The sequence below is a fragment of the Mycobacterium sp. E3305 genome (assembly GCF_001666785.1).
Taxonomy (GTDB): Bacteria; Actinomycetota; Actinomycetes; order Mycobacteriales; family Mycobacteriaceae; genus Mycobacterium.
On record NZ_LZJA01000062.1, the window covers coordinates 1 to 13,027 of the forward strand.

Genomic DNA, 13,027 nt, shown 5'->3' on the forward strand with positions numbered 1-13,027 from the left:
AGCCAGTCGACGTACTCGTCGATGCCGATGCCGTCGTCGTGCGGGTTCATCACGTGATACGTCTCGAACCCTTCGACCACCTGGGAGCCGAGCGTGGTGACCGCCTCGGCGACGAACTCCACCGGCAGCGCGTCGAAGTGCGAACGCTGCCGGTTGCCCTCGGCGTCCAGCTGGTAGAACGACCGCGGAGCGATGCCGGTGGCCACCAGGCTCAGCACCATCCGGGTGAACATGTCCGACAGGTTGAACTGGCCGGCGTAGCTGGTGTCGGACAGGATCATGTCCGAGCGGAACACCGAGACGGGCAGCCCGCACAGGTCGTTGGCCTCGCGCAGCAGCACCTCGCCGGCCCACTTGCTGTTCCCGTAGCCGTTGGCGTAGCTGCCGTCGACCTTGCGGATCGGGCTGATGACGCGGATGTCGGCGTCTTCGGTGAACGCCGCCGGATCGATCTGGCGGCCGACGTCCGAGGTCGACACGTACGCGTACGGCTTCATCCTGCTGGTCAGCGCGATCCGGATCAGCTCGGCCGTGCCCGCGACGTTCGGGCCGAACAGCTCGCTGTAAGGCAGCACGCCGTTGACCAGGGCCGCCGAGTCGACGATCAGGTCGACGGTGTCGGCCAGCCGCTCCCACGTCTGCTCGTCGAGACCCAGGCCGGGCTGACCCTTGTCACCGGCGATCACCTCGAGGTGGTCGGCCGCGAGGTCCTGGAAGTAACGCAGCAGCTTCGGGTCACCGCTGTCGAACGTCTTCTCCAGCCGCTGACGCGCCTCCTCGTCGGAGCCGCCCCGCACCAAGCAGATCAGCTTGCCGCCCACCAACTCGAGCTGCTCGAGCCACTGCAGCGCCAGATAACGCCCCAGGAACCCCGTCGCCCCCGTCAACAGGACCGTCCGCACCTCCGAGCTCGGCCCCGGCAGCGCGGGCGCGGCGCTCAGCGTCGCGGCATCGATGAACCTGTCCAGAGTGAGATCGCTGGCGTAGACCTGCGTGGCATCAGGTCCGTGCACGGAGGCGAAGCTGGGGCCGCCGGTCTCGGCTTCGCCCGCAGAGCCGGCATCGCGTTCGGCCCGGTGGGCGAGGCCCCGCACCGACGGCGCCTCGAACAGGGTGCGCACCGAGAGGTTGGCGTCGAGGGCCGTGTTGATCTCGGCGATCACCCGCATCGCGGACAGCGAATCGCCGCCCAGGTCGAAGAACGAATCCTCGACCGACACCCGCTGCAATCCGAGCACGCGGCCGTAGATGTCGGCCAGGGTCTCCTCCACCGGCGTGGCCGGGGCCCGGTACTCGCCACCGGTCTTCTGGTACTCGGGGGCGGGCAGGGCGCGCTTGTCGAGCTTGCCGTTGACGGTCAGCGGCAGCGCGTCCAGCACGACCACCGCGACCGGCACCATGTAGGCGGGCAGGCGCTCACCCAGCTGGGCCCGAACCTGGGCGGGGTCGGCGGTGCCGGTGATGTAACCGACCAGCCGCTTGTCGCCGGGGCGATCCTCGCGGGCGATCACCGCCGCCTGCTCCACCCCGTCCAGACCCGCCAGGGCGGCCTGGATTTCGCCGAGCTCGATGCGGTAGCCGCGGATCTTGACCTGCTCGTCGACTCGGCCCAGGTACTGCAGTTGGCCGTCGGCGCCCCAGCGCACCAGGTCCCCGGTGCGATACATCCGGGCGCCGGGCGCTCCGAACGGGCAGGCGATGAACCGCGAGGCCGTCAGGCCCGGGCGGCGCGCATAGCCGGACGCCACGCCGCGACCGGCGATGTACAGCTCACCGACGACACCTTCGGGCGCCGGCCGCAGCCACTTGTCCAGGACGAACAGGGCGGCCCCGGGGACCGGGGAACCGATCGGCGCTCCCCCGTCCGCGCTCAACGGCGCGCTCATCGCCGCGTACACCGTGCCCTCGGTCGGACCGTAGGCGTTGATCAGCACCCGACCCGGCGCCCACCGCTCGACCACCTCGGGCGGGCAAGCCTCGCCGGCGACCACCAGGGCCATCGAGTCCAGCCCCTCCGGGGAGAGCATTCCCACCGCGGACGGGGTCTGGCTGAGCACGGTGACCTGCTCCGCGACCAGCAGCGCGTGCAGCTCCTTCGGGGAACCGGCCACCGACTCGGGCACCACGACCAGCCGGCCGCCGTGCAACAGCGCGCCGAAGATCTCGTGGACCGAGACGTCGAAGACCAGCGAATGCCACTGCGCCCAGACACCCGGGTCCGGCAGGTCGGCGTGCAGCCTCTCGAGCAGCTGCGTCGCGTTGTGGTGCGTGACCGCCACGCCCTTCGGGACACCGGTGGTGCCGGACGTGTAGATCAGGTACGCGATGTCCTCGGGGGCCGGGCCCGGCAACGCCGTGGCGGGCTGGGCGTCCAACGACGGGTCGTTGACGTCGATCACCAACAGGTCGGAGCCGTCCAGCCGCGACCGCAACTCGGCCGTCGTGACGACGGCGACCGGCGCGGCGTCGGCGAGCACGAACTCGATCCGCGCCGCCGGGACCGCCGGGTCGATCGGCAGATAGGCCGCGCCGGTCTTCAGCACCGCCATGATCGACACGATCGCCTCGGCCGACCGGGACAGCAGCAGCGCCACGCTTTCGCCCGGCCGCGCGCCGTGCTCGGCCAGCAGGTGGGCCATCCGGTTCGCGGCCTCGTCGAGCTCGCGATAGCTCATCGAGTGGCCGTCGAACGTCAGCGCCGGCGCCTCCGGCGTCCGGGCCACCTGCTTGGCGAACAGCGACACGATCGACGCCTTCGCGCCCACGGGCGCGGTCAACACCGACCGGTTGCCCCACTCGTCGAGGCGGGCGCGCTCGCCCCCGTCCAAGACGTCCATCGAGGACAGCCGCTGACTGGAGTCGGCGGTCATGCCCGCCAGCACCCGCTGGAACCGTTCGATCAGCGACTCGATCCCGGCGGTGTCGAACACGCTCGTGTCGAACTCGACGCGCAGGCCCAGTTCACGGCCCGGAAGCGCCATCACCGAGAGCGGGTAGTGGTTGTACTCGCGGTTGGTGACGTCGGTGATCGCCAGCTCGTGGAAGCCCAGCGGCACGCTGGTGTCGATCGGGTAGTTCTCGTAGAGGAACAGCGTGTCGAAGAGCTGGTCGTGACCGGTGACGCGGTGAATCTCGTTCAGCGCCAAGTGCTCGTGCTCGATCGTGTTGTTGTGGGCGTTCTGCAGCTGCTGCAGCAGCTCGACCACGGTGGTGGCCGCGGTGATGTTGGCGCGCACCGGCACGGTGTTGATCAGCAAACCCACCATCGACTCGGCGCCGACCAGGTCGGTCGGCCGGCCGGACACCGCGGTGCCGAAGGCGACGTCGTGCTGGCCGGTCAGCCACATCAGCAGCTGCGCCCAGGCGCCCTGCAGCACGGTGTTGATGGTGGTGTGGCAGGAGCGGGCGAGTTCGCCCAGCGCCCGCGTCGTCTCGGCGGGCAGCCGGTACGACTCGACGCCCCGCCGGCCGAGGCCGAGCCGGGCCGGCGGCCCGACCAAGGTGGGCGCGTCGAACCCGGCCATCACCTCGGCCCAGGCGGCGCGGGCCGCCGTGCGGTCCTGGGCCGCGAGCCAGGTCAGGTAGCTGCGGTAGGACGCGGGCGCGGGCAACCGGTCGCCGTAGTAGCTCGTCAGGATCTCGCGCAGCATGATCGGCAGCGACCAGCCGTCCATCACGATGTGGTGGTTGGTCAGCACGAACCGGTGCCGGTTGTCGGCGGTGCGGATCAGCGCGGCGCGGAAGGCGGGCCGGTTGGCGAGGTCGCTGACCGCGGCGCGCTCGGCGGCGCAGAGCTGTTCGATCTTCTCGTCGGGGTCCAGGTCGTCTGCGCCGAGCTGGATGTACCGCCACGCCATCACCGGGTCGGCCGGGATGACCTGCACCGGCTCGCCGAACTGGGGGCAGAATCGGGCCGCCAGGTTGGGGTGCCGGTCGACCACGGCGTGCACGGCCTCGCGCAGCCGGTGCGCGTCGAGGTCTCCGGTCACGGTGATGCCGAGTTGCACCGCGTACACGTCGTCGCCCACGTCGTGCGCGAAGCTGGCGTGGAAGAGCAGCCCCTGCTGCAGCGGGGTCAACGGCAACACGTCGGCGACCGCGTACTGCTGGCATAGGTCGTCGAGCTGCTGCTGGGTCAGGCGAGCGGGCGCGATGTCCGACGGCGTGAACCCGCCCCCGCCGCTGCGCACGTGCGCGCAGATGCCGGCCAGGGCCTCGAACCACAGCTGGCTCAACCGGCTGACCTGCTCGTGGTCCAGCGCCGAGGGCGCCCAGGTCCAGTTCGCCTGCAGGTGCGGGCCGGCCTCGGTGTCCATGGTCCCGGCGTTGAGGTCGACGGTGTGCATCAGCGGCATCGGCAGCGCCGCGCTCGCGGCGCCGGTGAACGACAGGCTGTCCTGGCTGATCCGCCACATCTCGCCGGGCAGATCCGCCGCCGCGCCCAGCCGTCCCAGGTAGTTGAACCCGATGACCGGGTCCGACCCGTCCAGGTCGACGTCGGTGTTGACGTAACGCAGCAGCCCGTAGGTCAGCGGGTCGGGCAGGGCACGCAGTTGCTCCTTGGCCTTCTTGACCAGCGCTCCCAGCGCCCGGTCACCGGCCATCACCTGCGCCCAGTCGAGTTCGCCGACGGTCAGCGCGATGGGGTACTTGGTGGTGAACCACCCGACGGTGCGCGACAGGTCGACGTGCGGGCCCAGCTCCTCGTGCCGGCCGTGGCCCTCGACGTCGATGCCGATCGGGGCGCCGGTGCCGACGAACCGCGCCCACGCCAGCCCGAACGCGATCAGCAGGATGTCCTGGACGCCGGCGTGGAACGCCGCGGGCACCTCGCCCAGCAGCGACCGGGTGGTCTCCACGTCCAGCGACACCGAGAGCTGCTTGGCCGTCTCGTAGGTGTCGACGTCGGGGCGCACCGCCGGCAACAGCGCCGGGGTCGCCGCGACCTCTCGCCACGCCTCGGCCGTCTCGACGACCTCGGGCCGCTGGGCGTGCTCCTCCAGCATCGCCGACCACCGGGCGAACGAGGTTCCGCCCGTCGGCAACGCCACGGGCTGCCCGCTGTGGTGCTGGGCCCAGGCGATGTTCAAGTCTTCCAACAGGATTCGCCACGACACGCCGTCGACGGCCAGGTGGTGAATCATCAGCGCCAATTGGGCCGTGGATTCCGCCCACACGGCGCGGAACATGATGCCCGCGGCGGGGTTCAGCTGCGAGCGCGCCGCCACCAGCGCCGCGTCGGACAGCGCGTCGACGGTGTGCATGCACGTGCCGGCGTCGACCGAGCCGACCTCGGGCACATGCATCGACCAGCCGCCCGCGCCGTCGTCGTCGACCCGCAGCCGCAGCGTGGCGTGCCGGTCGAGCAGCGACTGCAGGACCACCTGCACGTCGTCGCGGGTGACGCCGGCCGGGGCCTGTACCACCATGGTCTGGTTGAACTGGTCGGTCGGGCCCTCGACCTGCTGCAGCCAGCGCATGATCGGGGTCGCCGACACCGGGCCGATGCCCTCGTCGACTTCCTCGTCGTCGGAGGCCACGCGGGCCACCCGGGCCAGCTTGGCCACGGTCTGCTCGACGAAGACGTCGCGCGGCCGGCACACCACGCCGGCCGCCCGGGCGCGCGCCACCACCTGCATGGACAGGATGCTGTCGCCGCCGAGGTCGAAGAACGAGTCGTCCACACCGACCCGCTCGAGTCCCAGGACCTGGGCGTAGATGGCGGACAGCGTCTCTTCGACGGCCGTGGTGGGTGCGCGGTACTCGCCGCTGGTCTTGTAGTACTCGGGGGCCGGCAGGGCGCGCTTGTCGAGCTTGCCGTTGACCGTCAGCGGCAGGGCATCCAGCACCACGACGGCCGCGGGCACCATGTAGCTGGGCAGCCGCTCGCCGAGCCGGGTGCGGATCTCGGCCGGATCGGCCGTCCCCGTCACGTAGCCCACCAGCCGCTTGTCGCCGGGCCGGTCCTCGCGGGCGATGACGGCCGCCTGGTCCACGCCGTCCAGCGCGGCGAGCGCCGACTGGATCTCGCCCAGCTCGATGCGGTAGCCGCGGATCTTGACCTGCTCGTCGGCCCGGCCCAGGTACTGCAGCTGGCCGTCGACGCCCCAGCGCACCAAGTCGCCGGTGCGGTACATGCGCGCACCGGGCGCCCCGAACGGGCAGGCGATGAAGCGCGAGGCCGTCAGGCCCGGCCGGCGGACATATCCGGATGCCACGCCGCGACCGGCGATGTACAGCTCGCCGACGACGCCCTCCGGCGCGGGGCGCAACCACTTGTCGAGCACGAAGAGAGCCGCCCCGGGCACGGGCGAGCCGATCGGCGGCGCCCCGGACTCCGCCTTCAGCGGCGCGCTCATCGACGCATAGACCGTGCCCTCGGTCGGGCCGTAGGCGTTGATCATCACGCGGCGCGGGGCCCAGCGATCCACCACCTCGGACGGGCAGGCCTCGCCGGCCACGATCAGGGCGGTCGCATCCAAGCCATCGGGCGACAGCATCCCCACCGCCGACGGGGTCTGGCACAACACGGTGACCTTCTCCGCGACCAGCAGCGCGTGCAGCTCATCCGGCGATCCGGCCACCGACTCGGGCACCACGACCAGCCGGCCACCGTGCAGCAGCGGGCCCCAGATCTCCCACACCGACACGTCGAACACCAGCGAATGCCACTGCGACCACACACCGGCCTTCGGCAGGTCGGCGGGCAGCTTGTTCAGCAGCTGGGTGACGTTCTGGTGCGTGACCGCCACACCCTTCGGGGTACCGGTCGTGCCCGAGGTGTAGATCATGTACGCGATGTCCTCGGGGGCCGGCCCGTCCAGCGCCGAGCTCGGCTGGTCTTCCACCGCCGGGTCGGCCACGTCGACGACCAGCAGGTCGAACCCGTCCAGGCGTGAGCGCAGTTCGCCCGTCGTGACCGCGGCGACCGGCGCCGCGTCGCCGAGCATGAACTCCATGCGGGCCGCCGGGACCGCCGGGTCGATGGGCAGGTACGCCGCACCGGTCTTGAGCACCGCCAGGATGGACACGATCGCCTCGGCCGAGCGCGACAGCAGCAGCGCCACACACGCACCCGGGCGCGCGCCGTGGTCGGCCAGCAGGTGCGCGAGCCGGTTCGCGGCCTCGTCGAGTTCGGCGTAGGTCAGCGAGCGGCCCTCGAACGTCAGCGCCGGAGCCTCCGGCACGCGCGCGACCTGCTTGGCGAACAACGCCGGAATCGACACCGCCCCCGTGACCGGAGCGGTCAGCACCTCCCGGTTGCCCCACTCGTCGAGGCGGTCGTGCTCGCCGCCATCAAGCAAGTCGATCGACAACAATCGCCGCCCCGCGCCGACGGTCATGACTGCTCCTCCACATCTGCGGTCATGGCTTCCAGCACGCGCCTGAACCGCTCAACCAACCTCTCGATTCTGCCCGTGTCGAAGACTTCTGTATCGAATTCGACACGAAGACTTATTTCGTGACCAGGCACGGCCTGGACCGACAGCGGGTAGTGGTTGTATTCCCGATTTGTAAATCCGCTAATAGCCAGCTCATCGACGGCAGACAACGCTGCGGTGTCGATCGGGTAGTTCTCGTACACGAACATGGTGTCGAACAATTGGTCGTGTCCCGTTACACGGTGGATCTCGTTGAGCGCCAGATGCTGGTGCTCGAGGGTGTCGTTGTAGGCGCCTTGTAGCTGGTTGAGCAGGTCGGCGATCGTGGTTTCGGCGCCGATCGTCGCCCGCACCGGCACCGTGTTGATCAGCAGCCCGACCATCTGGTCGGCGCCGGCCAAATCGGTCGGCCTGCCCGACACCGCTGTGCCGAAAGTCACATCGTGCTGACCGGTCAGCCACATCAGCAGCTGCGCCCACGCGGCCTGCAGCACGGTGCTGACGGTGGTGTGGCACGAGCGGGCCAGTTCACCCAGCGCCCGCGTGGTCTCCGCCGACACCTGGAAGGAGGACACGCCGCGGGGCCCCAGGCTGACCCGGCCGGGCGGACCGACCAAGGTCGGCGCGTCGAAGCCGGCCAGCACCCGCCGCCACGCCGCCTGCGCCGCGCCGCGGTCCTGCGCCGCCAACCAGTCGACGAACTTGCGGTACGGCACCGGGGCGGGCAACTGCACCCCGTAGTAGGCAGCGAAGATCTCCTGCAGCAGGATCGGCTTCGACCAGCCATCGAGCACGATGTGGTGGTTCGTCAGCACGAACCGGTGCCGGTTGTCGGCGGTGCGGATCAGCGCGGCCCGGAAGGCCGGGCGCTCCGCCAGGTCGCAGACCGCGGCGCGCTCGGCGGCGCACAGCTGCTGGATCTGCTCTTCCGGTTCGGCGTCTTCGGCGTCGAGTTCGACGTAATGCCACGACAGGGCGGGCTCGGCCGACAAAACCTGCACGGGTTCGCCGAAATCCTCGATGAAGTGCGCCACCACGTTGGGATGCCGCTTGATCATCGTGTGCACGGCGTCGCGCAACCGGTGCGAGTCAAGCGCCCCGTTCACGCTGATGTCGAGTTGGACGGCGTACAGGTCGTCGCTGCCGTGCTCGCTGCCGGTGTGGAAGAGCAGGCCCTGCTGCAGGGGGGTCAAGGGCAACACGTCGGCGACCGGGTAGCGCTGGCACAGCTCGTCGATGTCCCGCTGCGTCAACCGGGCGGGGGCCAGGTCCGACGGAGTCAGGCCGCCGCCACCGCTGCGGACGTGGCTGCAGATGCCGCTCAGCGCGTCGAACCACAATTCGCTCAGGCGGGCCACCTGGGCCTCGTCGAGCGCCGAGCGCGCCCAGGTCCAGTTGGCCTGCAGGAGCGGACCGCCCGCGGTGTCCAGGGTGCCGGCGTTGAGCTCGACGGTGTGCGGCAACGGCATCGGCACCGCGGTCGCCGCGCCGGCGGACGCCAGGCTGTCCTGGTCGAGCCGCCACAGTTCGCTGGACAGGTCGCCGGCGCCGCCCAGCCGCCCGAGGTAGTTGAACCCGATCACCGGGTCGGACACGTCCAGTTCGACGTCGGGATTCAGGTAGCGCAGCAGCCCGTAGGTCAGGCCGTCGGGCAGGGCGCGCAGCTGTTCCTTGGCGTCCTTGACCAGCGCCCCCAGCTCCGCCTCACCCGCGACGACCTGCCCCCAGGACAGCCCGCCGATCTGCAACGCGACCGGGTACTTGGTGGTGAACCAGCCCACCGTGCGGGACAGGTCGACGTGCGGGCCCAACTCCTCTTGGCGGCCGTGGCCCTCGACGTCGATGCCGATCGGTGCGCCGGTGCCCACAAACTGCGCCCAGGCCAACCCGAACGCGATCAACAGGATGTCCTGCACGCCGGCGTGGAACGCCGCGGGCACCTCGCCCAGCAACAACCGGGTGGTGTCGGCGTCCAGCGACACCGACAGCTGTCCCGCACTGACGTAGGTGTCGATGTCGGGCCGAACCGACGGCAACGGCGCCGGGGTCGACGAGATCTGCCGCCACGCGTCGGCCGTCTCGGCGACGTCCGGTCGGCGCGCGTGCTCCGCCAGCAGCGACGACCACCGCGCGAACGACATGCCGCCCACCGGCAGCGCCACCGGCTGCCCGCTGTGGTGTTGAGCCCAGGCGATGTTCAAGTCTTCCAACAGGATTCGCCACGACACGCCGTCGACGGCCAGGTGGTGAATGATCAGCGCCAGCTGGCCGGTGGCGGGCACCCACACCGCGCGCAGCATCGCGCCGCTGGCCGGGTTCAGCTGCGCGACCGCCGTCGACAACGCCGCGTCGGACAACGTCTCCACGGTGTGCACGCAACCGGCGGCGTCGACTTCGCCGACCTCGGACACCCGCAGCGACCAGCCGCCCGCGCCGTCGTCGTCGACCCGCAGCCGCAGCATCGCGTGCCGATCCAGCAAAGCCTGCAGCACCAGCACGACGTCGGCTTCGCCGACCCCCGCCGGGGCCTGCACCACCATCGTCTGGTTGAACTGCTCGACCGGACCGTCGACGCTGTGCAGCCAGCGCATGATCGGGGTCGCGACCACTGGCCCGATGCCCTCGTCGACCACGTCGTCGTCGGTGGCCAGCGAGGCCACCCGGGCCAGCCGGGCCACGCTCTGCTCGACAAAGATGTCGCGCGGGCGGCAGACGACGCCGGCCGCCCGGGCGCGGGCGACGACCTGCATCGACAGGATGCTGTCGCCGCCGAGGTCGAAGAACGAATCGTCGACGCCGACGCGCTCGACTCCGAGCACCTGGGCGTAGATGCCGGCCAGGATCTCCTCGATGGCGGTGCTCGGGGCGCGGTAATGATCGGAGTCGGAGTATTCCGGCGCCGGCAGCGCCCGGGTGTCGAGTTTGCCGTTGACGGTCAGCGGCAGCGCCTCGAGCACCACCACCGCGGTGGGCACCATGTAGGTCGGCAGCCGCTCGCCGAGCTGATTGCGGATCTCGGCCGGGTCGGCGGTTCCGGTCACGTAGCCCACCAGCCGCTTGTCGCCGGGGCGGTCCTCGCGGGCGATCACGGCCGCCTCGTTGACGCCGTCCAGCGCGGCCAGGGCGGCGTGCACCTCGCCGAGCTCGATGCGGTAGCCGCGGATCTTGACCTGCTCGTCGGCGCGGCCCATGTATTGCAGCTGGCCGTCGGCGCCCCAGCGCACCAGGTCGCCGGTGCGGTACATCCGGGCACCGGACCCGCCGAACGGGCACGCCACAAACCGGGTGGCGGACAGCCCGGACCGGCCCACATACCCGTACGCCAGGCCCCGGCCGGCCACGTACAACTCGCCGACCACGCCTTCCGGCACGGGGCGCAGCCACCCGTCCAGGACGAAGAAGCCCAGGTGGGCCAGCGGCACGCCGATCGGGCTGGCGTTGGTGTCGACATCTCCGTCGACGATCTCCCGGAACGAGGCGTGCACCGTGGTCTCGGTGATGCCGTACATATTGATCAGGCGCGGCAGCCCGGGGTGGTGGTGCAGCCACTTGCCCAGCCGGTGGGGTTCGAGCGCCTCGCCGCCGAACACCACCGTCTGCAGCTTCAGCTGCTGGCCCAGCTCGGGTGCCAGCGAATCCGCGGTCTGCAGCGCGTAGAACGCCGACGGCGTCTGGCTCAGCACGCTGACCTGTTCCCGAACCAGCATCGCGTGCAGCTCTTCGGGCGAGCGGACCACCGCGTCGGGGACGATCACCAGCCGGCCGCCGTACAACAGCGACCCGAAGATCTCCCACACCGAGAAGTCGAAGGCCAGCGAGTGGCACTGCGTCCACACCTGCCCCAGCGCCAGCTGCGCGTCCAAGGACTCCAGCAGCTGGGTGACGTTGCGGTGTGGCACGGCCACGCCCTTGGGCGTGCCGGTGGTTCCGGACGTGTAGATGATGTAGGCGATGTTGTCCGGCGCCGGCGCGGGCAGCCCGTCGCCGGTCTGGCCGGCGACGGCGGGGTCGTCGAAATCGATGACGTCCAGGTTTTGGCCGTCGAGCCTCGACCGCACCTCGGCGGTGGTGACGGCGGCGATGGGTGCGGCATCCCCGAGCACGAACTCGATGCGCGCCGCCGGCACCGTCGGGTCGACGGGCAGGTAGGCCGCCCCGGTCTTGAGAACCGCCAGGATGGCCACGACGGCCTCGGCCGTCCTGGGGAACAGCACCGCGACGCGCTCCCCCGGGCCGGCGCCCCGGCTCACCAGCAGGTGGGCCAGGCGGTTCGCGGACTCCTCGACCTCGCCGTACGTCCAGGAGCGGTCGCCGTCGGTGATCGCCACCGCGTCGGGGCCGCGGGCCGCCTGCGCGGCGAACAGCTCCGGAATCGACGCCAGCTTGGGCGCCGCCTCGGCCAGCACCGGCCGGTTGCCCCAGTCGTCGAGCCGGGTGTGCTCGGCGGCGTCGAGCAGGTCGACCGAGGAAAGGCGGCGGGCGGGGTCGGCCGTCATCGCCACCATCACCTGCTGCAGCCGGTCGATGAGCGTGTTGATGGCGGCGGCGGTGAACACCTCGGTGTCGAATTCGACGCGCAGGCTCAGCTCGTGACCCGGCGAGGCCACCACGGACAGCGGGTAGTGGTTGTATTCGCGGCTGCTGAAGTCGGTGATGGCCAGCTCGTGCACGCCCAGCAGCGCACCCGCGTCGATCGGGTAGTTCTCGTAGAGGAACAGGGTGTCGAACAACTGGTCGTGGCCGGTGACCCGGTGGATCTCGGGCAGGGCCAGGTGCTGGTAGTCGACGGTGTCGTTGTGCAGGCGTTGCAGCTGGTCGAGCAGGTCGGCGACGGTGGTGGTCGCGGTGATGGTCGCCCGCACGGGCACCGTGTTGATCAGCAGGCCGACCATCGCGTCCGCGCCCGGCAGTTCGGTGGGACGTCCCGAGACGGCGGTGCCGAAGGCGACGTCGTGCTGGCCGGTCAGCCACGTGAGCAGCTGCGTCCACGCGCCCTGCAGCACGGTGCTGATGGTGGTGCGGCAGGAGCGCGCCAGCTCGCCCAGCGCGTGCGTGGTGTCGGCGGGCACGTGAAAGGCGGCTACGCCGCGCTTCCCGATCTGCCCGAGCGGGCCGACCAGGGTGGGGGTCTCGAAGCCGGCCAGCGCCTGGGCCCACGCCGCTTGGGCGGCGGCGCGGTCCTGGTTGGTGAGCCACGTGACGAAGCTGCGGTACGACGGCGCGGCGGGCAACCGTTCCCCGTAGTAGCTAGCGAACACTTCCTGCAGCAGCACGGGCAGCGACCAGCCGTCGACCACGATGTGGTGGATGGTCAGCACGAACCGATGCCGGTCGCCCGCCGTGCGGATCAGCGCGCCCCGGAATGACGGCTTGTCGGCCAGGTCGCACACCGCGGCGCGTTCGTCGGCGCACAGCTGCTCGACCTGCTCGTCGACGTCGCCGCCGTCCAGCTCGACATACCGCCAGGCCATCTGGGGCTCGGCCGGAATGATCTGCACGGGCTCGCCGAAGTCCTCGGAGAACCGGGCGACCAGGTTGGGGTGGCGCCTGACGGCGGTGTGGACCGCCTCGCGCAGGACATGGACGACCTCTACGCGGTGCAGCTCGGGATCACCGTCAGCGGTGCGCTCGACGCGGCGCGCCTG

The 13,027-nt window shown here is 70.9% G+C and carries 2 protein-coding genes; both read right to left on the bottom strand.

Annotated elements, in window-relative coordinates:
- Positions 1–7,343, bottom strand: a 7,343-nt coding sequence (locus tag A5701_RS06285) for a non-ribosomal peptide synthetase (protein WP_067749912.1), incomplete at its 3' end; no start/stop codon positions are given.
- The gene (locus A5701_RS06290) at positions 7,340–12,985 is read right to left on the bottom strand and encodes an amino acid adenylation domain-containing protein (RefSeq protein WP_369807394.1); all 5,646 of its coding nucleotides are present in this window, start codon (positions 12,983–12,985) and stop codon (positions 7,340–7,342) included. The genes A5701_RS06290 and A5701_RS06285, both read right to left, overlap by 4 nt.
- Between the last annotated feature and the right edge of the window lie 42 nt (positions 12,986–13,027).